The sequence below is a fragment of the Pseudomonas sp. NPDC085632 genome (assembly GCF_044541255.1).
GTDB lineage: Bacteria > Pseudomonadota > Gammaproteobacteria > Pseudomonadales > Pseudomonadaceae > Aquipseudomonas.
Genome location: NZ_JBITSX010000047.1, coordinates 1 through 22,029, shown reverse-complemented (window position 1 = coordinate 22,029; position 22,029 = coordinate 1). Strand labels below are relative to the sequence as shown.

Sequence of the window (22,029 nt, the reverse complement as noted above, 5' to 3'; positions counted from 1 at the left end):
AAGCAGAAGGGATAAGCATGGCGCTTACTGACCAGTCCACCCGTATCCGCTCTGGCGAAGAGCTCGATGCCAGCCTGATCGATCCGTACCTCAAGGCGCACATTCCAGGACTGAGCGGCTTGCCTGCGATCAGCCAGTTCCCCGGCGGTGCGTCGAACCTGACCTACCTTCTGGAATACCCGGAACAGGAATTCGTCCTGCGTCGCCCGCCGTTTGGCCACAAAGCCAAGTCTGCCCACGACATGGGCCGCGAATTCCGCATCCTCAATCAATTGCGCGACGGCTTCCCGTATTGCCCGAAAGCCTACGTGCATTGCACCGACGAGTCAGTGATCGGCGCCGAGTTCTACGTGATGGAACGGGTCAACGGCATCATCCTGCGCTCGGAGCTGCCGCCGGAACTGGGCCTCGACTCAGCGAAAACCGAAGCCTTGTGCAAGAGCTTCATCGACCGCTTCGTCGAACTGCACCGCGTCGACTACAACGTCTGTGGCCTCGGTGATCTGGGCAAGCCAGAAGGCTACGTTGCCCGCCAGATCAAAGGCTGGAGCGAACGCTACGAAAAGGCCCTGACCCCGGACGCGCCGCACTGGCAAGCGGTGAAGGCCTGGCTCAACGACAAGATGCCCGCCGACCACCCGACCTCGAGCATCGTCCATAACGACTATCGCTTCGACAACGTCATCCTCGACCCGCACAACCCGATGCAGATCATCGGCGTGCTCGATTGGGAACTGACCACCCTTGGCGACCCGCTGATGGACCTGGGCAACACCCTCGCCTATTGGATTCAGGCGGACGATCCGGCGCCGGTGCAACTGATGCGTCGCCAGCCGAGCCATGCGCCGGGCATGCTCACCCGCCGCGAGTTCGTCGATTACTACGCCGAACGCTCGGGCATCCAGATCGACAATTTCGACTTCTACTACACCTACGGCCTGTTCCGTCTGGCCGGCATCGTGCAGCAGATCTACTACCGCTTCTACCATGGCCAGACCCAGGACAAACGCTTCGCGCAGTTCATTCACATGAACAAACTGCTGGAGCAGATGAGCTTGCAGGTCATTGCGAAATCGAGCCTCTGACGGCCCACACAAAGGAACCCTTATGTCCAAGACTCAGTTGTTCGACCTCGACGGCAAGATCGCTTTCGTCTCCGGCGCCAGCCGTGGCATCGGTGAAGCCATCGCCAAACTGCTCGCCCAGCAAGGCGCCCACGTAATCGTCTCGAGCCGCAAACTCGACGGCTGCCAACACGTTGCCGATGCGATCATTGCTGAGGGCGGCAAAGCCACCGCAGTGGCCTGCCACATCGGTGAAATGGAACAGATTGCCCAAGTATTCGCCGGGATCAAGGAACAGTTCGGTCGCCTCGACATTCTGGTCAACAATGCTGCAACCAACCCGCAGTTCTGCAACGTGCTGGACACTGACCTGAGCGCGTTCCAGAAGACCGTCGACGTGAACATTCGTGGCTACTTCTTCATGTCGGTCGAAGCCGGCAAACTGATGCGCGAAAACGGTGGCGGCAGCATCATCAACGTCGCGTCGATCAACGGCATTTCGCCGGGGATCTTCCAGGGCATCTACTCGGTGACCAAGGCGGCGGTGATCAACATGACCAAGGTCTTCGCCAAGGAATGCGCGCAGTTCGGCATCCGCTGCAACGCCTTGCTACCGGGCCTGACCGACACCAAATTCGCCTCGGCGCTGGTGAAGAACGACGCGATTCTCAAGCAGGCGCTGACGCAGATCCCGCTCAAGCGCGTGGCGGATCCGAGTGAAATGGCCGGTGCGGTGTTGTACCTGGCCAGTGATGCGTCGAGCTACACCACAGGCGTTGCGCTGAATGTGGACGGCGGTTTCCTGTCCTGATCCAGAACTGCAACTCGACCCTGTAGGAGCTGCCAAAGGCTGCGATCTTTTGACTTTGTTTTTGCAGATCAAGATCAAAAGATCGCAGCCTTCGGCAGCTCCTACAGGGGTTGCGATGAGCCTTGGACTTTGGGCAGTTGCCAGCCAAAATGCACCGACAGCAAACGCAACATCAAACACACCGCCCCCGCCAGCAACGCCGCCGCGACCGGTGAAACGCCCAGCCTGCGCACAACAATCAACACCGCCGCGCCAACAAACGCCGAACTCGCATACAAATCCACCTGCAACACCACTGGTATCCGCGCCAGCACAATGTCGCGAATCACCCCGCCACCGACGCCGGTGATCGTGCCCATCAGCATCGCCACAAACGGCGTAATCCCGAAGTTCAGCGCTTTCTGCGCACCGGCCACGGCAAACAGCGCCAACCCCGCCGCATCCAGCACGATCAGCGTCGAACCGGACCAGCCCAGCACCTGTTCATGAAAGGCAAACGCCAGCCCGCCCATGAAAAACGCCAGTGCCGGATAGCGCCAGTCGGCCACGGCATTGGGTGGCGTCGCACCAATCAGCAAGTCACGAGTGACCCCGCCGCCGAGGGCGACGATAAACGCAATCACCATCACCCCGAGCAAGTCGAGCTGACTGTGCATCGCCGCAATGGCGCCTTCCACGGCAAACACCGCCGTACCGGCCAGGTCGGCGACCAACACAATCCGCTCAACCCGGGACTGGCGCCCTGCGTGCGCTATTGCGTGACGCAACGGGTGGTGGTGATGTGGCGAGTGACCTGCCCGTCGACGTACATATCACCGGCGACTTCAGTGTTTTCGAGCACCTGGCAAGTACGTTCCGGTGGCGGAGGTGGCGCAACGGGTGGAGGCGGTGGAGGACTGGCACAACCCGCCAGCAAAACGGCAAAAAAAGCCAACGGCAACACGCGTTTCCCAAGATTGTTCATAGGACGACCCGCGATGAATGGAAGAGCAACTTCCGCGACCCAACCGACCACAGAAGACCTGACCACTCATTCTTTATAGACGAGCGCTCTGCAAGCGCCAGTGAATCGGCCGTATCGGAGTTTTATGGCTGTCGATTTTGCGTTGCGGGTTTAGCGGGTTGGCGGATTGGAATGTGCATTGCCAGACATGCCGTCTTCGCGAGCAAGCTCGCTCCCACAGTTAGATTGGGTGTATTCAGGAAAAAATCGGTCGGCTCGCAGGCCGCCATCGCTGGCAAGCCAGCTCCCACAGGGATTGAGTACATTGCGCAAAATCGGTCGGCTGGCAGACCGCCATCGCTGGCAAGCCAGCTCCCACAGGGATTTAGTACATTGCGCAAAATCGGTCGGCTGGCAGACCGCCATCGCTGGCAAGCCAGCTCCCACAGGGATTGAGTACATTGCGCAAATATCGGTCGGCTGTCAGGCCGCCATCGCTGGCAAGCCAGCTCCCACAGGGATTGAGTACATTGCGCAAAATCGGTCGGCTCGCAGGCCGTCATCGCTGGCAAGCCAGCTCCCACAGGGATTGAGTACATCGCGCAAAATCGGTCGGCTCGCAGGCCTTCATCGCTGGCAAGCCAGCTCCCACAGGGATTGAGTACATCGCGCAAAATCGGTCGGCTGGCAGACCGCCATCGCGAGCAGGCTCACTCCTAGAGTTGCGAACACCCCATGCGGCGAAGCCGCCCCACTCAACAGGATGAGCGTTAGCTCGGCTGCAGCTCTTGATCTTGATTCACCGGCCGTGTCGGCAGGCTGAGAGGAGGGATTGATCCGGGGGTGGGAGCGCAGCGACCGTTCGACGAAGTCGAACACAGCGAGAGGAGGTGCAGCGAAGCAAACCGTAGGCGCTGCCCCCGGATCGATCACGGAGCGAAGGAACCCCGAGCCCCAGCGAGCGGGCCGAACGTTGCGGCAAGCCTTTTTGGGTACTTTTTCGGCGTCTGGAAAAAGTGCCTCGCCGTAAGGGCGAAACCGCCAGCCGCAGCACCCGAAAAAACGGATATACCCACCAGACACCCCAAAGCATGGTCGGCCCAAAGGCCGCCAAGCCCAAAACCCAAAACCCAAAACCCTAAGCCAAATCCGGACCCAGAGCAGAGCGCAAAGAATTGCTTTCAAGCTCATACCGCAACTCGTCAATCAAAGCATCAACCGACTCCGCCGTACGCAACGCATCAAGCTTCAGCCCACTGATCACCAGATCCACCTGCCCCGACACCGGGTGATAAAGCTTCACCGTCAGCGAATGATCACCATCCACCAGACACTCACACGCCAGCGGCGAAAAACTACGCTCAAGCTGCGCGCGCAACTGCGCAAGATTCATCATTGCGACTGTTCCTTTAACAACTTCGAAGGGACGCGATCACCAACCTTAAAAGGCTCGCACCGCACCCCAACAGACTAAGAACAGTCACCCGGCATCAACACATCAAATTGCACCATGTGAGCTAGTGCATTTGCACCCCTATCGCTGCCCCTTGCCCTCCACCCCACCGGAAAACAAACCACGCTCCCGCGCCCAGACAATCGCTTCACTGCGGCTGTGCAGATCCAGCTTGGAGTACACCGTCGCCACATGATTGCGCACGGTGTTCGGCGCCAGTTTCAGTCGCGCCGCGATCTCCTTGTCCGCCAGCCCTTCACAGATCAACCCCAGCACATCACGCTCGCGAGCCGTCAGATCGGTGAACGACACGCTCGGCAATTGCGGCGAGTTGACCTTCTTCACATTGGCCAGTTTCTCGATCAGCGTGCGACTGAACCAGGAAGCATCCTTCATCACCTCTTCAATCGCCGCCACCAGCTCAAGCTCGGTGCGTTTGCGCTCGGTGATGTCCATCAACACCAGCAAATAACACGGCAGGTCCTGAATATTCACGGTGTCGGCCGAGAGCGCACACTCAAGCAGTTCGGCATCCTTCCTGCGCACCCGCACATCCACCCGATCCACCCGACCGTTTTTCTCAAGCGCTGCCAGCAACCGCGTGCGCGCACCGCTGTCATCGATGAAATCCAGCTGCGTCACGGTTTTGCCGAGCACGTCCTCGCTGTCGTAGGCCAGGGTCTCGAGGAACGCCTGATTGACGTCGATCACCTGCTGCTCGTCGGCACTGCAAATCAGGATCGGTACTGGCGTCAGGCGAAACGCCTTGGCAAAACGTTCCTCACTCTGACGCAGCGCCACCTCGGCCTTGTGCCGCAGCTCCATGTCGACAAAAGAAAACAGCATGCAATCCTCATCGTTGAGCGTCAGCGGCTGGCCGGCCACGATCACCTGCTTGCTACTGCCATCTGGCAGGCGCAGTTCAGCCTGCATCTGCGGGATGGTCGCGACGTCGCGCAGACGCTGGATCGCCAGATCCCGGTGTTCGGCCTGCTCAAAAATGTCGATTTCATAAGAAGAAGTGCCAATCACTTGCTCACGGCTGTACCCGGTCATCTCCAGAAACCCCGGATTGACCTTGATGTAACGCAGATCACTGAGCCGGCAGATCACCGCCGGCGCCGGGTTGGCGTTGAACGTCCTCTCGAAGCGCTGCTCGGCGTTGGCCCAATCGGTGACGTCGCTCATGATCAGCACCAACGACTCGGGCTGCCCTTCGCGATCGGTGAGAATCATGCTGCGTACGCTGTGCACCCAGATGCGCTCGGGGTCGTCGATCGGCGACACTTCGATCAGCACGTCATTAAAACTCTCACAACGCGCCACGCGGCTGATCGGGTAGTTTTCGGCGCTGATCGAGTGATTATTGCGATAGCGCAGGTTGAACTTTTTGGCGTATTCGTCGGCATTGTGGCCCAGATCGGTGATCCGGCTGACACCGTGCATGGCCATTGCGGCTTCGTTGGCCCAGAGAATGCTCTGATCCAGCTCCAGCAGAATCACCCCGTCGGACAGCCCGGCGATGATCTGCTGCAACTGGCGGCGGTTGGTTTCGGTGGTCAGGACTTCCTGGCTCATTGGATCTCCACAAGTGATACGCCCATGTGAAGAGTACGACCGCAGCCACCTCTGATCGTGCCGACGCATTCAAAACCACCTCGCCCCCCTGTAGGAGCTGCCGAAGGCTGCGATCTTTTGACTTTGATTTTTAAAGATCAAGATCAAAAGATCGCAGCCTTCGGCAGCTCCTACAGAGGTTTTGGGTTGCCGCTGAGTTCACGTAGTGTGTCGAGAAACAGCTTGAGCACCGGCGAAGCATCATCCGCGCGATAAGTCGCATACAACGGCACCTCCGGCAAAGCCGGCGTCAAGCGCCTGAACACCAGTCCCGCCGGGGCCAATTGCTCGATCGACGCCGGCAACAGCGCCACACCAAACCCGGCACGCACCAAGCTCAGCAACGTCTGCACCTCAATCACCTGCTGACGGATCTGCGGCGTGAACCCGGCCTGAATGCAGCACTGATAAAGGAAGTTGGCAAACCGCGACTGCTTCAATTCCAGCGCGACAAACGGCTCCTGCGCCAGATCCGCCGGGGCCAGCACCTCGCGCTGCGCCAGTGGGTGATCAGCCGGCATCACCACATGAATCGGCTCGTAGATCAGCAGTTCATTACGCAACAACGGATCGTCATAACCCACGCGAAACACGCAGGCATCAATACGTTTCTCCTTCAACGCCTTGACCTGTGCCGCCGGGGTCATCTCATGCAGGCGCCAGTTGACCTGCGGATAGCGCTCACGAAACAGATGCAGGGCCTTGGGCAGCACGCCGACCATTACCGAACTGATCATGCCGATTTCCAGCTCGCCGAGCTGACCGCGCCCGGTCTGCCGCGTCAGATCCAACGCCCGCTCGAGCTGTTCAAACACCAGCGGCGCCTGCTCCTTGAGCATCTGCCCCGCCGCCGTCAGCTCGACCCGATGATGACTGCGCTCGAACAGCGGCGTGCCCAGCTCCTCTTCCAGCAAACGAATCTGCTGGCTCAGTGGCGGCTGACAGATGTGCAGGCGTTCGGCGGCGCGACCGAAATGCAGCTCATCGGCCAACGCCATGAAGTACCGCAGCAGACGCAGATCCATGGCGATTTACCCCAGGTTCAATGGCGTCGAACGCTGGCGCACGCCGGTCAGCGCGAACAGGGCATTGGCGATGGCCGGCACCACTGAAGGACTGCCCAACTCGCCGACGCCACCGGGTTTGCCCGGCTCGCCGTCGAGTACGAGGATGTCGGTGGCCGGCATGTCGGACATGCGCGTGACGCGGTAGTCGTGGAAATTGCTCTGCACCACCCTGCCCTGTTTGATGTCGAGCCGGTCGAACAACGCATGGCCGAAACCCCACATCAGGCCGCCGTAGATCTGCTCTTCGACACCGCCCGGCGAAACTGCCAGACCGCAATCGACCACACAAGTGAGCTTCTCGACTTGCGACTTGCCATCGACCGTGGTCACCCGCGCGACCACCGCAATAAAACTGGTGTAACCCTGATTGGTCGCGATCCCCAGCGCCGTGCCGGGTGGCAGCGGTTTACCCCAACCGGCGCGCTCGGCAGCTTGCTTTAGCACTGCCACGTGCCGTGGCCGCTCCTGCATATTGGCCAACCTGAACGCCAATGGATCTTCACCGGCAGCATGGGCCAGTTCATCCATGAAGCTTTCCACGGCGAACACATTCGGGATGAAACTCACCGAGCGATACCAACCACTGGGCACGTTGGTTTCATGCTTGACCCAGTTCAGCTCCAGGTGCGGCGGACGGTAGGCGAAGTCCCACGCGGTGATCGCCTCGGTGGTGCTGTAATCCATCTTGTCCGGACGCTCGAAATAACCCGGTTCCCACTGTTCCGGCGAGGCTGGCGACACCGCGTGCAGTTGCAGCGCGCTGAGTTTGCCCTGCGCATCGAGCGCACCTTTGACCCGATGCAAAGTGGCCGGATGATTGAACAGCGCATGCATTTCGTCTTCGCGGCTATTGAGCAGTTTCACCGGCACGCCGGTTTTCTGTGCCAGATACGCGACCTCGAACAACCAGTATTTCGCCTCCCGCGCACCGAAGCTGCCGCCAGACACCAACTCATGAATGGTCACATTGGCCTTGTCGATCCCGCACACGGTTTGCGCCGCCTCCAGTGCCGAAGACGGCACCTGCACGCCGCCCCAATAAGTAATTGCCTTGTCCTTGACCTGTGCGGTGATACAGATCGGCTCCAGCGGGTTTTGCACCTTGTAGGGCATGGTGTAATCGGCTTCGATCAACTTCGCCGCGCCCGCCCATTGCCCGGCGACATCACCTTGGGTCATGGCTTTGACGGTTTGTGCTGCTGGATCGCCGATGGCTTTGGCTTGCGCGCCGGCCAACTGCTCGCTGTCGAACCCGGCCAGCGCTGAATCGCTCCATTTGATGTCCAGCACCTTACGGCCCTGCTGCGCCGCCCAAAAGTTATCCGCCAGCACTGCAACGCCTTCCAGATTGCCGCCGAGCACGTCGGGGCGCCCCGGAATCGCCAGCACTTTGCGCACACCCGGCACCTGTAAAGCCGCCGCCGAATCGACGCTGAGCACTTTCGATCCCAGGACCGGCGCACGCTGAATCACCGCCACCAGCATGTCTGGCAGTTGCACGTCGATGCTGTACTTGAAACGCCCGCACACCTTGGCCGCCGCATCACGTTTGTGGCGCAGTTTGCCGATGTATTTGAATTGCGTCGGATCCTTCAGCGTGACGTTTGTCGGGGCGGGCAGATTCGCCGCGACGCCGACCAGTTCGCCATAACCGAGACTGCGTTTGGTTGGCCTGTGCACCACCCGACCTTCCTCGGTGGTGCAGCTGTCAGGGCTGACTTTCCACTGCTTCGCCGCTGCCGTGATCAACAGCGCTCGCGCTGTGGCACCGGCCATGCGCAAGCGATCGTATTCGAGGGAAACGCTGGTGCTGCCGCCGGTCGAAAAGACTTTCCAGACCGGATGGATGTAGGTTTCGAAAAACGGGTCTTCCGGGGTGATGACCTGCACGGTCATCGGGTTGACGTCCAGCTCTTCAGCCACGCACGCGGCCAGTGCGGTTTGCGTGCCGGTGCCGGAGTCGTGCTTGTGCACCACCAGTTTCACCGTGCCGTCGGGAAAGATGCGCACCCAGGCATTGGGCTCGAATTCGCTGGCCGGTGCCGGCGCTTTCGGGTCGCTGGCGGCGGTGCCGCTCGGCAGATAAAGGGCAATCGCCAAACCTGAAGCAACCGTCGCCGCTTGATTGAGAAAAACCCGGCGCGGCAGTTCGATGCGGGTGTCGTCGATGAGGCTCATCAGGCCTCCTTCGGCGCATTCGCCGCACGTTTGATCGCTTTGTTGATGCGCCCGTAGGTGCCGCAGCGGCAGATATTCCCGGACATCGCATTGCGGATCGAATCGTCGGTCACCGTTGCGCCGGTGTTGAGCAACGCGGCGGCAGACATGATCTGCCCGGATTGACAGTAGCCGCATTGCGGCACATCTTCGGCGACCCAAGCCAGTTGCAACGGATGATTTTCCGTTGGCGACAAGCCTTCGATAGTAGTGATGCTGTGGCCCGCGACGGCGGCCGCCGGCAACTGGCAGGAACGCACCGCAACGCCGTCCAGGTGCACGGTGCAGGCACCGCACAGGCCCATGCCGCAACCGAACTTGGTGCCGGTGAGTTTCAGTTGATCACGCAGTACCCATAACAAGGGCATGGAGGAGGACGCTTCATCCAGCTCGCGTCGTTCGCCGTTAACCGTGAATGCAATCATTGTCAGGCTCCAAAAGAGCGGCCCGTCTTTGTGCGGGCCTGGTCACCGATTATTGGAACTCTGAGCAACACGCGGCCAGCGACGATTTCTGCCAACCGCTGTAAGCAGGACTAACAACATGTACAAGCGATACCCGTCGGTGCAGTCCATGAGCGCGTTTATCCACGCGGCGCGCAGCGGCAGTTTCTCCAGCGCCGCGCGCAAACTTGACCTGACCCACAGCGCGATCAGTCAGCAGATCCGCGCGCTGGAAGATTTCATCGGCCAGCCGCTGTTCGTCCGTGAAGGCGGCGGCAGCAACCTGACCGATGCCGGGCAGTTGTTTGCCAGTGTGTTGTCGGACGGTCTGGCGCAGATTGACCGGGCGATTTCCTCGGTGAAAAACCGCAGCGTGACGCAACGTCTGACCCTTGATGTCGACAGCGAACTGGCGCAGAGCTGGCTCAATCCGCGACTGCCGCAGTTGCTCGATGGGCTGCCGGATTACGAGGTAACGCTGCTGTCGATGCCGCGCAGTGATCGCAGCTCGTTTGAGCGGGTCGATCTGGCGTTGCGTTATGGCTATGGCGATTGGGATGACTGCGAGATGACGCAGATCTGTGGCGATCGGGTGCTGGCGGTGGCTGCGCCTGAACTGCTGGCGCGGCACGGATTGCAGGTGCCGTTGAGCCCGGCGCAGATTCTGCAATTGCCGTTGTTGGGGTATACGCGGCGCTCGTGGATTCCGTGGCTGGATGCGGCCGGAATGACACCGACCGAACCGCCGACGCGGGTGATTTTCGATAATGCGGCGAATTTGATTGCGGCCGCCGAGGCCGGCGTCGGCGCAGGGTTGGTGCGTGGATTACTGGCGGCTGATGCGTTGCGCAGCGGGCGGTTGGTGGCGTTGAACGAGGCGCAGATTGCGGCGCATTACAACCTTTACGCGGTGTGGCCGCATGGGCAGGCTGAGCGTGTGGCGCCGGTGGTTGATGCGGTTAGGCAGTTAGTCCTGTGTACGCTTGAGAACCCTGCCCTCACCCTAGCCCTCTCCCAGAGGTAGAGGGGACCGATCGGGGGATATTGACGAATTACGCCGACGTGCACCTCCTGCTGTGAATCCATAATCGATTCCATCTGACAGGGGAATGCTTCAGAAAATCGTCGACCTGAACCAGCCTCGCCGAATCCATAATCGCCTCGGTTTCTCAGGTCGATGCATCGCGAAAGACAGCTCGGTCGGCCCCCTCTCCCTCCGGGAGAGGGCTGGGGTGAGGGTCGCTTTTGATCTGCCCATATCGAACAAGTATCACCACCGCGCCCAATTAATATTGTACGAACCCAACCCCGCCTTCCAATACTCGCCCTCAGCAGCCACCCACCCGGGCCGGATGCGAACAGGCGAGGGAATGCGCGAGTCTTGCGCATAGCAACGGCCGATTGCCCGGGACGTGGATGCCGAGAGCCGCAAGGCTCCCTTCCCCGCTATCAGGAGATCGACTGCAATGATCATCGATATCAGCTGCTATCCCACGGATCTCGTGGACCTCGCCTGGAGGCATGACGGTGACCCGTTCACCGGCGAGCGTCTGCTGGAGATGATGGATGGCCCGTACATGGTCAACGGCAAGCCTCGCCGCATTGACAAAGCCTTCATCCAGCCGCCGCAAGGCAACACGATTTACACCTGGACCGACGGCGACCTGACCGGCCGTGAATCCATCGACGCCTACATGGCCTACACCCTGAAAATGGTCCAGACCTACCCGGACCGCTTCATCGGCTGCTTTGTCTACAACCCGCGCTGCGGCGTGGAAAACGGCGTCGAGGCGATTGAGCGCTACGTCAAGGAACACGGTTTCGGCATGGTGCAGATGCAGGCCAACATGCACGCCTACCGTCCTGACCGAGCGCTCGACTGGGTGCGTCCGTGCTTCGAGAAATGCGCCGAACTGGGCATTCCGGTCAAGCTGCACACTGGCGACGGGCCTTACAGCATCCCATCGGAATGGGTGCCGATGATCAAGGAATTCCCCAACGTCAATTTCATCATGGCCCACTTCGGTGTGCAGACCGGCGGCGTCTACGTGTTCGAACCGATGCAATGGGCGATGGAGTTGCCCAACGTCTATTGCGAATCCGGCTGGTGCCTGCAATCGCGGATCGTCGAATTCGCCAAGGTCTTGCCGACGCACAAGATCCTCTTCGGCACCGACACGCCGCCGAACGAACCGGGCATGTGGTTGCGCCTGCTCGAAGTGCTCTGCCACGAACCGCCGCAAGGCCTGAACCTCGACGAGGACACTCTCGAAGACTACTTGGGCAACAACACCGCGCGGATGATCGGCCTCAAGCCAACCCCGCCACCCCGTTCCGTTTCCGAAGCAGAGGCGCAACTCAAGCGCCCCGTCACCACTCAACTGGCCAGGAGCTGAACCGATGATCATCGACACCCATCTGCACCCCACCAACCTGGTCGACGAGGCCTGGCGCCACACCGGCGAACCGTTCACCGGCGAGCGCATGCTCAAATTGATGGACGGCCCGTACATGATCAACGGCAAACCACGCCGCATCGACATGGGTTTCATCCAGCCGCCACCGGGCAACACCGGCTATCGCGACGGCAACCGCCGGGGCCGCGAAGGCGTGCGTGACTACATGTCGTACATCGCCGAACTGTGCATGAAGTACCCGGATCGCTTTATCGGCAACTTCAACTTCAACCCGCGCTGGGGACCGGAAAACGGTGCGGCGGAGCTGGAATTCCACATCAAGGAATACGGCTTCAAGATGCTCAAGCTGCACGCCAACATGCACGGCTATCGTCCGGATCGCGCACTCGACTGGCTGCGCCCGGCAATGAAAGTCTGCGCCAAGTACAACATCGTTGTGCTGATCCATACCGGTGACGGCCCGTACACCATTCCGACGATGTTCTACCCGATCATCCGCGAGTTCCCGATGGTCAATTTCATCATCGGTCACTTCGGTATCCAGACCGGCGGCAACTACTCGTTCGAAGCGTTCTGGATGGCGATGGATACGCCAAACGTGTACTGCGAATCGGGCTGGTGCTTCCAGTCGCGGATTGTGGAGTTCGCCAAGGAACTGCCGCGCAACAAGATCGTGTTCGGCACGGACTCACCGCCGAACGAACCGGGAATGTGGCTGCGCGAGCTTGAGGTGTTGTGCTCGCCGGCACCGCAGGGTTTGGGCATTGATGAGGATCATCTCGAGGACTATCTGGGTAACAACATTGCCCGGTTGTGCGGAATCGAACCGACGCCACCGCCCAAGGACCTGGCCGAGGCCGACATACGCCTGACCACCACCTATCTGTAGCCACACACAAAACCCAATGTGGGAGCGAGCCTGCTCGCGAAAGCGGTGATCAGTCGCCATCAGCTTTGAATGACATACCGCATTCGCGAGCAGGCTCGCTCCCACAGGGGTCAGTGTTACGACCGACACACAGCGACTTTACAGGCACGAAGATGACGCGGCGTTCGTTCGTCCGGCAGGCCAACGGCTGGCCGCGCGAACGCCCTCTCACCCCTGCGTGCCTGCTTTTTACGAGGTGACACCATGACCCGTTCGACGCTCGGCGATTCTCAGGACTTTCACGTGTTCATCGACGCCTATCGCCGTGAGTACCCGGACGATGTGCTGACCGTCACCCACCCGATTTCCGCCGATCAGGACGTCACCGCCCTGGTCGATGCCCTCGCCGCCCAGGGCCGCGATCCGCTGCTGATCTGCGAAACCGTCGGCAACCTCGGCGTGCCGGTGGCGACCAATCTGTTCGCCTCCCGAACCCGCATCGCCCGGCTGTTCGGGGTAACCCCGGCGCAGTTGCACGAAACCTTTCAAACACGCGCCAACCAACCCATCGCACCGCGTTACGTGGAAAGCGGCCCGATCCTCGATGAAGTCTTCGAAGGCGAAGCGCTGGATCTGGCGCTGCTGCCGATGCTCAAGCATTTCGACAGTGATCGCGGGCCGTACATCACCAACGCGATCATCATTGCCGAAGATCCGCTGACCGGCATTGCCAACATGAGCTATCACCGCTCGATGCGCCACGCCCGTCAGGCCCTCGCCACCAGTCTGCATTCACGCGGTCACCTGTGGCGGATGCTGCAAACCGCCCGCGAACGTGGCGAAGAATTGCGCGTGGCAATGGTGGTCGGTGCGCATCCGCTGTTCATGCTGGCCGCCGCTGCACGCCTGCCGTATGGCGCCGATGAACGCGCCGTCGCTGGAGGACTGTTCGGCGCGCCGCTGGAGCTGGTGAAAACTCCACGCTACGGCATCGGTGTGCCAGCGTATGCCGAGTTCGTTCTGGAAGGCGCCATCGACCCGGCGGCGTATGCCGAAGAAGGTCCGTTCGGTGAGTTCAGCGGTTATTCCTCGGATCGCTCGACCAACAATGTGCTGCGCGTCGACACCCTGTTAAAGCGCAAAGACGCCTGGCTGGTCGACGTGATGGGCGGTCGCTACGCCGAACACTTGACCCTCGCCCGTCTGCCGCGCGAAGCGGAAATGAGCGAGAAACTCAAGGCGCGGTTCCCTGCCGTCACCGCCGTGCATTACCCGAACTCCGGCACCCATTTTCATTGCTATGTGGCGCTGGACCAGAGCCGCGATGGCGAGGCGCGGCAGATCATGCTGGCCCTGCTCGGTTGGGATCCGTACCTGAAAACCGTGATTGCGCTGGACAGCGATATCGACATCACTGACGACAGCCAGGTGTTGTGGGCACTGGCCACGCACTTCCAGCCGCATCTGGATATTTTCATCATTGACGGTTTGCCCGGCAGTCCACTGGACCCGTCGTCCTCGGTCAATGGCACGACATCGCGGATGGGCCTGGATGCCACACGCGGTTCAGGCTTTGATGGGATCAAGGCGCAGCTCGATCAGGAAGTTCTGGAGCGCGCCCGGGCTCTGCTCAAAGGGCTTGGGTCGTGAACCGGCAACGGATGGTGGTCGGCATCAGCGGCGCGTCCGGCTTCATCTACGGCGTGCGCCTCCTGCAATTGCTCGCCGAGCTGGAGATCGAAAGCCACCTGATCATCAGTCGCGCCGCGCTGCTGACCATGGCCCACGAGACCGACTACAAACTCGCCGACGTCACCGCGCTGGCCAGTCACTACCACCGCGCCGATGACGTCGCCGCCGGGATCGCCAGCGGCTCGTTTCGCTGCCTCGGGATGGTGGTGGCGCCGTGTTCGATGAGAACGTTGGCGGAGATCGCCACCGGCACGTCGTCAGGGCTGATCGGTCGCGCCGCCGACGTCACGCTCAAGGAACGCCGCACCCTGGTGCTGATGGCCCGCGAAACGCCGCTGACCCTCGCGCACCTGCGCAACATGACCGCCGTCACCGAGATGGGCGGGATCATCGCCCCGCCAGTGCCCGCGTTTTACGCCCGTCCGCAAAGCCTGGGGCAAATGGTCGACCACAGCCTGGGTCGCGTGCTCGACCTGTTCGGCCTCGATGCCGGCGTCGCCACTCGCTGGCGAGAACACCCCAATCCCTGTGGGAGCCAGCCCTGCTAGCTCCCACATTTGATCGCACTTCGGCAAAAAACACAGTCAAGGAGCTTCAGATGACCACCCCCTTCAACGCCCCAACCCGCAACACCAAAATCCCCGTGACCATCCTCACCGGTTTCCTCGGTGCCGGCAAAACCACCCTGCTCAACTACATCCTCAAGGAAAACCACGGTCGCAAAATCGCGGTGATCGAAAACGAATTCGGTGAGGTCGGTATCGACGGCGATCTGGTGCTCAGCTCTGAAACCGAAGAAATCTACGAGATGGTCAACGGCTGCGTGTGCTGTACCGCCGAGGTTCGCGAGGACTTGGTGCGCATCGTCCGCGAACTGGTCGCGCGCCCGGTGCGCCTCGATCACATCCTCATCGAAACCAGCGGCCTGGCCGATCCTTACCCGGTGGCGCAGAGCTTTTTCATTAATGATCCGATCGCCGATGAAGTTGAACTCGATGCAATCGTGACCATGGTCGACGCCAAGCACATCGCCCAGCATCTGGAGGATCTGCAACTCGACGGCGTCGACAATCAGGCGGTGGATCAGATTGTCTGCGCCGACCGGATCGTCATCAACAAGGTCGATCTGGTCAGCAGCGCCGAAGTGGAAACCCTGCGCGGCAAGATCCGTGGCTTGAACGCCACGGCAGATCTGGTGACCTCGACCCATGCGCAGATCGACCTGACGAAAATCCTCGGCATCGGTGCCTTCGAGTGCACGCAGAAGCTCATGGAAATCGGCGCTGAGCAGCACGATCACAATGATCACGATCACCACGCTGAAGAGCCCGATCATGAACACGACCCCAGCGTGTCATCGGTAGGCATCACCGTGGACGGCGCGGTCAACCTGATGGCGTTCCATCGCTGGATCAGCGAACTGCGCTCCTCTCAGGCCGACAACCTGTACCGCATGAAAGGCGTGCTCGCGGTGGCCAACGAGGACCAGCGCTACGTGCTGCAAGGCGTGCACAGCCTGGTGGAGTTCCGTGCCTCGACCGCGTGGGGCACAGAGCCGCGCTCAAGCAAGATCGTGTTCATTGGCCGCGACCTGGACCGCACGGCGCTGAACCAGGGCTTCGCCGCCTGCCTGGCAGGCTGAAACAAGGCATCGGAGCCGGTGGATGGCGGCTTCGCAGCACGAATGACTGATGCCAATTCTTTTGAACAACACAACACCTGTGGGAGCTGGCTTGCCAGCGATAGCGGACTGTCAGTTTATAAAAATGGTGACTGCTAAATCGCCATCGCTGGCAAGCCAGCTCCCACAGGGTTGCACTGTGTCCTTGAGCTGATCGGCATCAGACGAATACCCCTCTCTACCGCATAAAAACAGCCAGAGGTGTTTCCCCATGTCGTCAGCCACATCCCCATCAAAAACCGCATCCACCGTGCACCCCGTCGACCGCATTCTGCCGGTACGACAGATGCTCACCCTCGGCCTGCAACACATGGCCGTCTCGTACATCGGCGCCATCGCCGTGCCGTTGATTGTCGCCAGTGCCCTGAAAATGTCCCACGCCGACACGGTGGTCTTGATCAGCACCACGCTGTTCTGCTCGGGCATTGCCACCCTGTTGCAAACCGTCGGCTTCTGGAAATTCGGCGTGCGCCTGCCGATTCTGCAGGGCGTGGCGTTCAGCAGTGTCGGCCCGGTGATCGCCATCGGCAGCAACCCGGAGGTGGGGTTCGCCGGGGTCTGCGGAGCCGTCATCGGTGCGGGGATTTTCACCCTGCTGATGGCGCCATTTGTGGGTCGATTGCGGCGATTTTTCCCGCCCGTGGTCACCGGTTGCATCGTCACCGTGATTGGTCTGCAACTGTTCCCGATTGCCTATGAATGGGTCGGCGGCGGGCGCAACGCGAGCAACTTCGGTGCGCCGGCGTTCCTCGGCGTGGCGGTGGTGGTATTGCTGACCATTTTGCTGGTCAACCGTTATGGCAGTCCTTTGCTGCGCAACATGGCAGTGTTGATCGGCATGCTGATCGGCGCCGGTCTGGCCTACGGTCTGGGCATGGGCAGTTTTCACAGCGTCGAAGAAGCGCCGTGGCTGACCGTGCCCTACCCGTTCTATTTTGGCTTGCCGACCTTCAGCCTGATCCCCATCGCGACCATGGTGGTAGTGATGATCGTGCAGATGGTCGAGTCGATGGGGCTCTTCGTGGCCATCGGCGACATCGTTGAAAAACCGGTGGAAGACAAACAGGTCATCAACGGCCTGCGCGCCAACGGTCTGGCCAGCACCATCGCCGGCATGTTCGCCGCGTTTCCCTTTATTGCTTTCATGGAAAACGTCGGCCTGGTGATCCTCACCGGCGTGCGCAGCCGTTGGGTGGTCGCAGTGAGCGGCTTGCTGATGTGCTCGATTGCCTTGGTGCCAAAAGCTGGCGCGATCATCGCCTCGATGCCGACTGCCGCCCTCGGTGGCGCCGGCATTGCGATGTTTGGCGTGGTCGCAGCGGCGGGCATTCAGACCCTCGCCAAAGTCGATTACGAGCGCAATCGCTACAACGTGCTGATTGTCGGTTTCACCATCGCCGCCGCGCTGGTGCCGGTGCTCGCCCCCACCCTGTTCAAACAACTCCCCGAGTGGTCGCAGCCGTTCCTGCACAGCAGCGTGGTCATCGCTTGCCTGGTGTCGGTGCTGCTCAACGCCGCGCTGAATGGCGTCAGCGTGGCGCAAACCACCGCCAGCAAATCCGCCTCGCACATCCTTTAGTTTGGAGCTGCCCATGACTCAACTTCAGAACATCCTGATCAAGAACCCGGTCGCGGTGCTGACCGGCCTGCGCGGCCCCCGCGCGCGGGCCGGCGCCGTGGACATCCGCGTGGTCAACGGTCGCATCGCCGAAATGGCCGCGAACCTTGAGCCACAACCCGGCGAACGGGTGATCGACGCGCGCAACAGCGTGGTCTATCCGGGCTGGATCAACACCCACCATCATCTGTTCCAGAACCTGCTCAAAGCCGTGCCCGAAGGCCTCAATCAGGATCTGCAAGGCTGGCTGGCGAGCGTGCCCTACCCGCGCCTCAACCGCTTTACCCCGCAATTGGCGCGGATCGCCGCCCGGCTGGGCATGGTCGAATTACTGCTGTCCGGCGTCACCACCTGCGCCGATCACCATTACCTCTACCACGCCCACGGCAGCACCGAGACCGGCGACCTGTTGTTCGACATGGCCGATGAATTTGGCCTGCGCTTTGTACTGTGCCGAGGCGGTGCGCTGGAGTCAGCGAGCGCACATCCGGGCTTCTCGAAAACCGCGCTGCAACCGGAAAGCCTTGAGCAAATGGTCGGTGACATCGAACGGCTGAAATCGCTGTATCACCAGGACACCCCGGACGCGATGCGCCGCGTCGTCGTCGCTCCAACCACGCCGACTTTCTCGCTGCCGCCGACGCTGCTGCGCGAACTCGCCCACACCGCCCGCGGTCTTGGATTGCGCTTGCACACGCACCTGTCGGAAACGCAGAACTACGTGAATTTCTGCCGCGAAAAATACAACTGCCTGCCGGTGGAATTCGTCGCCGAACACGAATGGCTCGGGCCTGACGTCTGGTTCGCCCATGCCGTGCATCTACAACCCGGCGAAATCCGCATGCTCGCGCAGACCGGCACCGGTATTTCGCACTGCCCGGTGAGCAATGCCCGACTGGGCAGCGGCGTCGCGTCGGTGCCGCAGATGTATGAGGCGGGTGTGCCGGTTTCCCTTGGCGTGGACGGTGTGGCCTCCAATGAGTCCGGGAGCATGGTCGGAGAGGCCAACACCGCGTGGCTGATCCACCGCGCCGAACAAGGCGCATCGGCGACCACGGCGGAAGATGTCATTCATTGGGGCACAGCGGGTGGCGCACAGGTGCTCGGCCTTGGGGCGGTCGGCACGCTTGAGGTAGGTCAGGCGGCGGATCTGGTGATCTACAGCCTCGACCATCCACGGTTCTATGGTTTCCACGACAGTGCCGTCGCGCCGGTGGTGGCGGGTGAACCGATTGCGGTGAAATACAGTTTGGTCGGTGGCCGCATGGTCGTGGATAACGGGGTGATTCCGGGCCTCGACATCGAACGCATGCGCGCCGAGGCGTGGGAAGGCGTGCAACAATTGATGAACGTCGACGACTGACCTCGCCCCCCTGTAGGAACTGCCGCAGGCTGCGATCTTTTGATCTTGTCTTTTAAAAAACAAAGTCAAAAGATCGCAGCCTGCGGCGGCTCCTACATCCGGCGTGTGGATTCGCGCGTCTTGGCTTTGTCGACTAACGTTAATACCTCATCGGATAGAGCCCCCGCCCGCAACACCGGGCTCTTGATCAAGGAGAGACTGATGACGTCGCGTCGCACCATCGAACAGACTTACCGCACCTGGTCCAGCCCGATTCTGCTGGAGCTGAAAAAACGTGAGCACCAAATGGCGCCGTTCGAGCGCCAGGCCCTGGAAAATGTCTTGGTGGAAAGAAGGTTGCTGGACATCGGCAATCCGGACGGCGTCGAACGCCGTCGAAACAGCGGTGCCTGACATTCCGCTATCGCGAGCAGGCTCGCTCCGACAGGGTTTGGAGTGATTCACAAAATGTGTGTTCACCCGCAATCACTGTGGGAGCGAGCCTGCTCGCGAAGAGGCCCGTGCAGGCACCCTCATCATTTGGGCCGACGCACCGCCCTCACCCGGCCACTGTCGCCACCACCGCAATAGAAACGATCGGCACCGTCGGCTTCCAGCCCCGAAACACCCGAGCCCTCGGGCATCTTCAACGCCGCGATGACTTCACCGTTCTGCGCATCGATGTGCCGCAGTTCACTCTCATCCCCCTCCCAGGTGCCATGCCACAACCCGCCATCGACCCAGGTCACCCCGGTGACAAACCGGTTCGACTCCAGCGTGCGCAGGATCTCGCCGGTCTGCGGATCAATCTGATGAATCTTGCGCTCGCGATACTGCCCTACCCATAACGAGCCGTCCGCCCAGGCCATGCCTGAGTCACCGCCATTGCCCGGTGCCGGGATGGTGTGGAGTACGCGGCCGGTGGCCGGATCGATCTTGTGGATGTGGCGATCGGCGATCTGATACAGATGTTGGCCGTCGAACGCGGTGCCACCATCAGCGCCAACCTTGATCGTGCGCACGGTCTCGCCGCTGACCGGATCGAGTGCATTGAGCTGGCCGTCGCTGGCGAACCAGACCTGCTGGCCATCGAATGTCACGCCGTGAATGCCTTTGATGTCGTCAAAAGGACCGTACTCGCGAAGGATTTCTGCGTTTGCGTGTTTCATATCGGCTTCCTCGTGGATGTGTGGGTCCAGCCTAGCCATTGCCCAGCGACACCGGGAGTAACAAGATCGTCGCGAAACCCGGCAGCGGCGGCGTCATCCAGCGCCGCGCCCGGCCGACCCCGAAGGCCTGCACCTTTTCCTCCGCTGCCAACGCTTCCAGTGCCCGCTGCACTTGTCGCTGGCTGCGACCCAACGCCAGCGCCAACGCGGAACTCGACCAGGCCTCACCATCGGCCAGCAAGGCCAGCAACTGCGCATGTCTGTCTTCGAGCGGCAGCGTGAGCAGTGCCACCTCGGCTGCCACCAGAGCGAAGCCGCGTGCCGTTGCAGTAATTTTCGCCAACGGTTCCAGCGCTGCCCGCAGCCGACCGATCTCGACGCGCAACCGCGCGCGGTGGGATTCGTCACTGAGCGGCAATCGAAACGCCGCCGCAAACAGTTGCTCCCGGGAGATATCGCCCGGCCAGGCTTGCGCGAGCAAGCGGACAAGGCTGAACAGCACCGGTCGGGTTGCCAGTGCCACGGTCATACCGGCTCCGCGCACGCTGTAACGACAGGCATCGATAACCAGGCTCGATGACGCGAACAACGCCTCAACCTGCTCCAGATTCACTGGTTGCGACTGACCCGCCATGATCAATCTCGCGGCGGGTGCGGCGAGTATTTGCCTGGCGTGTTCGATCTCTGCCAGCAGCGTCGCAATGCCCGCCTGTTGTGCGGCAAGCTGCGCCCGGACTAGCGCGGCGCTTGCCCTTTGCACCTGTACCCGGCGCAGGGCAATTCCGGCAACCATCAGTTCATGGGCTGCACGCAGCGCTGGAGGCAACGGTGCGGGATCCACCTCTACAAGCAGCGCTTGGGCCGCATCCAGTTCACCAATCAGCAGCAACCGGCGAATCTGCAAATATCGCGCGTGCGCCGCGTTCAGCCGGTCACCGTGGCTGAGCAACAACTGGCGGGCGGTCTCCAGCGCCTTCATCGGCCAGCCCAAGTCGCGCGTCGCCAGCGCCACTTCCGCCTCGGCCACCACACAGCGCGCCCGCGCCAGCGGTTCATTGCTGCCAAAGGCTTTCATCGCGCGCTGCAACAACGTCTTGGCACGAGGCAGATCGCCGAGCTGAGCCATGGCAATGCCACGCAACGCCAGCGCGGGCGGGTCTTCACGCAAGGCAACGTAGTTCAACGCGCCCAGCGGATCACCAGCGCTCAGCGCGCGACCAGCGGCAGTAATCAGCGAGTCCATGGTGAATTCATCGTCACGGGCACCTCGGTGCAGGGCGTTGAGATCGAGTGTAATGCACGCGTATAAGCGTGTTTAAAATCCCTTGATAGCACTTTGGTATTCCTGCACCATCGGCAAAGCTGTTCCACGGAAGGAGTCAGGCATGCTGGACGCAAACGCTACCCACATTACCTTTTCCCTTGAAGGCCGTTCCACCGACCTGCAAGTGTTGAGCTTTGTTGGTCGTGAAGCCATCAACCAGCCCTTCCGTTTCGACCTGGAACTGATCAGCGCGCGCCCCGACCTCAAACTCGAAGAGCTGCTGCACAAGCCCGGCGTCCTGACTTTCGGCCCGACCGGCGAAGGCAAGATCCACGGTCTGGTCTATCGCATCGAGCAAGGCGA

The 22,029-nt window shown here is 61.1% G+C and carries 20 protein-coding genes and 1 pseudogene; 12 read left to right on the top strand and 9 right to left on the bottom strand.

Features of this window, described 5'->3' with window-relative positions; genetic code table 11:
- Positions 1 to 17: 17 nt before the first annotated feature.
- Positions 18 to 1,085, top strand: a complete 1,068-nt coding sequence (locus tag ACIF4X_RS23370) for a phosphotransferase family protein (RefSeq protein WP_397483914.1) — start codon at positions 18 to 20, stop codon at positions 1,083 to 1,085.
- A 22-nt stretch (positions 1,086 to 1,107) separates the two neighbouring features.
- Entirely contained in the window at positions 1,108 to 1,875 is a 768-nt protein-coding gene (locus ACIF4X_RS23365) for an SDR family oxidoreductase (protein ID WP_397483913.1), read from the top strand.
- Between the two features lie 101 nt (positions 1,876 to 1,976).
- Here the strand turns inward: ACIF4X_RS23365 and ACIF4X_RS23360 are convergent, their stop codons facing one another.
- The 7 genes from ACIF4X_RS23360 to ACIF4X_RS23330 form a co-directional block, all read right to left on the bottom strand.
- A complete protein-coding gene (locus tag ACIF4X_RS23360; RefSeq protein WP_397483912.1) occupies positions 1,977 to 2,591 on the bottom strand; it encodes a trimeric intracellular cation channel family protein in 615 nt (204 codons plus the stop codon).
- A gap of 35 nt (positions 2,592 to 2,626) precedes the next feature.
- The gene (locus ACIF4X_RS23355) at positions 2,627 to 2,839 is read right to left on the bottom strand and encodes a hypothetical protein (RefSeq protein ID WP_397483911.1); all 213 of its coding nucleotides are present in this window, start codon (positions 2,837 to 2,839) and stop codon (positions 2,627 to 2,629) included.
- Between the two features lie 1,117 nt (positions 2,840 to 3,956).
- Positions 3,957 to 4,214, bottom strand: coding sequence for a DUF1652 domain-containing protein (locus ACIF4X_RS23350; protein ID WP_397483910.1), 258 nt, complete (start codon positions 4,212 to 4,214; stop codon positions 3,957 to 3,959).
- Between the two features lie 138 nt (positions 4,215 to 4,352).
- Positions 4,353 to 5,849, bottom strand: a complete 1,497-nt coding sequence (locus ACIF4X_RS23345) for a helix-turn-helix transcriptional regulator (protein ID WP_397483909.1) — start codon at positions 5,847 to 5,849, stop codon at positions 4,353 to 4,355.
- 170 nt (positions 5,850 to 6,019) lie between these two features.
- Positions 6,020 to 6,913 carry a LysR substrate-binding domain-containing protein gene (locus ACIF4X_RS23340; protein WP_397483908.1) on the bottom strand — a complete coding sequence of 298 codons (894 nt, stop codon included), beginning with the start codon at positions 6,911 to 6,913 and terminating at the stop codon, positions 6,020 to 6,022.
- A gap of 6 nt (positions 6,914 to 6,919) precedes the next feature.
- Positions 6,920 to 9,133, bottom strand: coding sequence for a molybdopterin cofactor-binding domain-containing protein (locus tag ACIF4X_RS23335; protein ID WP_397483907.1), 2,214 nt, complete (start codon positions 9,131 to 9,133; stop codon positions 6,920 to 6,922).
- On the bottom strand, positions 9,133 to 9,597 hold the full coding sequence (locus ACIF4X_RS23330) for a (2Fe-2S)-binding protein (RefSeq protein WP_397483906.1): 465 nt from the start codon (positions 9,595 to 9,597) through the stop codon (positions 9,133 to 9,135). Before ACIF4X_RS23330 ends, ACIF4X_RS23335 begins: the two co-directional genes overlap by 1 nt.
- A 118-nt stretch (positions 9,598 to 9,715) precedes the next feature.
- Between ACIF4X_RS23330 and ACIF4X_RS23325 the strand changes: the two genes are divergently transcribed.
- From ACIF4X_RS23325 to ACIF4X_RS23285, 9 genes are all read left to right on the top strand, one after another.
- Positions 9,716 to 10,639, top strand: a complete 924-nt coding sequence (locus tag ACIF4X_RS23325; RefSeq protein WP_397483905.1) for a LysR substrate-binding domain-containing protein — start codon at positions 9,716 to 9,718, stop codon at positions 10,637 to 10,639.
- A 442-nt stretch (positions 10,640 to 11,081) separates the two neighbouring features.
- Entirely contained in the window at positions 11,082 to 12,011 is a 930-nt protein-coding gene (locus tag ACIF4X_RS23320) for an amidohydrolase family protein (protein ID WP_397483904.1), read from the top strand.
- Between the two features lie 4 nt (positions 12,012 to 12,015).
- Entirely contained in the window at positions 12,016 to 12,921 is a 906-nt protein-coding gene (locus ACIF4X_RS23315) for an amidohydrolase family protein (protein WP_008081961.1), read from the top strand.
- Between the two features lie 243 nt (positions 12,922 to 13,164).
- Positions 13,165 to 14,550 carry a UbiD family decarboxylase gene (locus ACIF4X_RS23310; protein WP_397483903.1) on the top strand — a complete coding sequence of 462 codons (1,386 nt, stop codon included), beginning with the start codon at positions 13,165 to 13,167 and terminating at the stop codon, positions 14,548 to 14,550.
- A gap of 11 nt (positions 14,551 to 14,561) precedes the next feature.
- A complete protein-coding gene (locus tag ACIF4X_RS23305) occupies positions 14,562 to 15,140 on the top strand; it encodes a UbiX family flavin prenyltransferase (RefSeq protein ID WP_397483941.1) in 579 nt (192 codons plus the stop codon).
- A gap of 50 nt (positions 15,141 to 15,190) precedes the next feature.
- Entirely contained in the window at positions 15,191 to 16,234 is a 1,044-nt protein-coding gene (locus ACIF4X_RS23300) for a CobW family GTP-binding protein (protein WP_397483902.1), read from the top strand.
- 250 nt (positions 16,235 to 16,484) lie between these two features.
- A complete protein-coding gene (locus ACIF4X_RS23295; protein ID WP_397483901.1) occupies positions 16,485 to 17,852 on the top strand; it encodes a nucleobase:cation symporter-2 family protein in 1,368 nt (455 codons plus the stop codon).
- 13 nt (positions 17,853 to 17,865) lie between these two features.
- Positions 17,866 to 19,254 (top strand): amidohydrolase family protein, encoded by a 1,389-nt coding sequence (locus tag ACIF4X_RS23290; protein ID WP_397483900.1) that lies wholly within the window; start codon positions 17,866 to 17,868, stop codon positions 19,252 to 19,254.
- 201 nt (positions 19,255 to 19,455) lie between these two features.
- Positions 19,456 to 19,647 (top strand): hypothetical protein, encoded by a 192-nt coding sequence (locus ACIF4X_RS23285; RefSeq protein WP_397483899.1) that lies wholly within the window; start codon positions 19,456 to 19,458, stop codon positions 19,645 to 19,647.
- 122 nt (positions 19,648 to 19,769) lie between these two features.
- Here ACIF4X_RS23285 and ACIF4X_RS23280 read toward each other — a convergent pair whose 3' ends face one another.
- Positions 19,770 to 20,402 carry a glutamine cyclotransferase gene (locus ACIF4X_RS23280; protein ID WP_397483898.1) on the bottom strand — a complete coding sequence of 211 codons (633 nt, stop codon included), beginning with the start codon at positions 20,400 to 20,402 and terminating at the stop codon, positions 19,770 to 19,772.
- Positions 20,403 to 20,433: 31 nt separating this feature from the next.
- Entirely contained in the window at positions 20,434 to 21,645 is a 1,212-nt protein-coding gene (locus ACIF4X_RS23275) for a helix-turn-helix domain-containing protein (RefSeq protein ID WP_397483897.1), read from the bottom strand.
- Positions 21,646 to 21,787: 142 nt separating this feature from the next.
- Here ACIF4X_RS23275 and ACIF4X_RS23270 point away from each other — a divergent pair.
- Positions 21,788 to 22,029, top strand: a pseudogene (locus ACIF4X_RS23270) (type VI secretion system tip protein VgrG); the annotation flags it as partial.

Excerpts from the sequence above, each read along its gene's own strand:
- ACIF4X_RS23325 (WP_397483905.1), top strand. The coding sequence starts at position 9,716 with ATGTACAAGCGATACCCGTCGGTGCAGTCCATGAGCGCGTTTATCCAC.
- ACIF4X_RS23340 (WP_397483908.1), bottom strand. The coding sequence starts at position 6,913 with ATGGATCTGCGTCTGCTGCGGTACTTCATGGCGTTGGCCGATGAGCTG.
- ACIF4X_RS23370 (WP_397483914.1), top strand. The coding sequence starts at position 18 with ATGGCGCTTACTGACCAGTCCACCCGTATCCGCTCTGGCGAAGAGCTC.
- ACIF4X_RS23320 (WP_397483904.1), top strand. The coding sequence starts at position 11,082 with ATGATCATCGATATCAGCTGCTATCCCACGGATCTCGTGGACCTCGCC.
- ACIF4X_RS23295 (WP_397483901.1), top strand. The coding sequence starts at position 16,485 with ATGTCGTCAGCCACATCCCCATCAAAAACCGCATCCACCGTGCACCCC.
- ACIF4X_RS23355 (WP_397483911.1), bottom strand. The coding sequence starts at position 2,839 with ATGAACAATCTTGGGAAACGCGTGTTGCCGTTGGCTTTTTTTGCCGTT.
- ACIF4X_RS23330 (WP_397483906.1), bottom strand. The coding sequence starts at position 9,597 with ATGATTGCATTCACGGTTAACGGCGAACGACGCGAGCTGGATGAAGCG.
- ACIF4X_RS23290 (WP_397483900.1), top strand. The coding sequence starts at position 17,866 with ATGACTCAACTTCAGAACATCCTGATCAAGAACCCGGTCGCGGTGCTG.
- ACIF4X_RS23305 (WP_397483941.1), top strand. The coding sequence starts at position 14,562 with ATGGTGGTCGGCATCAGCGGCGCGTCCGGCTTCATCTACGGCGTGCGC.
- ACIF4X_RS23300 (WP_397483902.1), top strand. The coding sequence starts at position 15,191 with ATGACCACCCCCTTCAACGCCCCAACCCGCAACACCAAAATCCCCGTG.
- ACIF4X_RS23365 (WP_397483913.1), top strand. The coding sequence starts at position 1,108 with ATGTCCAAGACTCAGTTGTTCGACCTCGACGGCAAGATCGCTTTCGTC.
- ACIF4X_RS23275 (WP_397483897.1), bottom strand. The coding sequence starts at position 21,645 with ATGGACTCGCTGATTACTGCCGCTGGTCGCGCGCTGAGCGCTGGTGAT.
- ACIF4X_RS23335 (WP_397483907.1), bottom strand. The coding sequence starts at position 9,133 with ATGAGCCTCATCGACGACACCCGCATCGAACTGCCGCGCCGGGTTTTT.
- ACIF4X_RS23310 (WP_397483903.1), top strand. The coding sequence starts at position 13,165 with ATGACCCGTTCGACGCTCGGCGATTCTCAGGACTTTCACGTGTTCATC.
- ACIF4X_RS23350 (WP_397483910.1), bottom strand. The coding sequence starts at position 4,214 with ATGATGAATCTTGCGCAGTTGCGCGCGCAGCTTGAGCGTAGTTTTTCG.
- ACIF4X_RS23315 (WP_008081961.1), top strand. The coding sequence starts at position 12,016 with ATGATCATCGACACCCATCTGCACCCCACCAACCTGGTCGACGAGGCC.
- ACIF4X_RS23285 (WP_397483899.1), top strand. The coding sequence starts at position 19,456 with ATGACGTCGCGTCGCACCATCGAACAGACTTACCGCACCTGGTCCAGC.
- ACIF4X_RS23345 (WP_397483909.1), bottom strand. The coding sequence starts at position 5,849 with ATGAGCCAGGAAGTCCTGACCACCGAAACCAACCGCCGCCAGTTGCAG.
- ACIF4X_RS23280 (WP_397483898.1), bottom strand. The coding sequence starts at position 20,402 with ATGAAACACGCAAACGCAGAAATCCTTCGCGAGTACGGTCCTTTTGAC.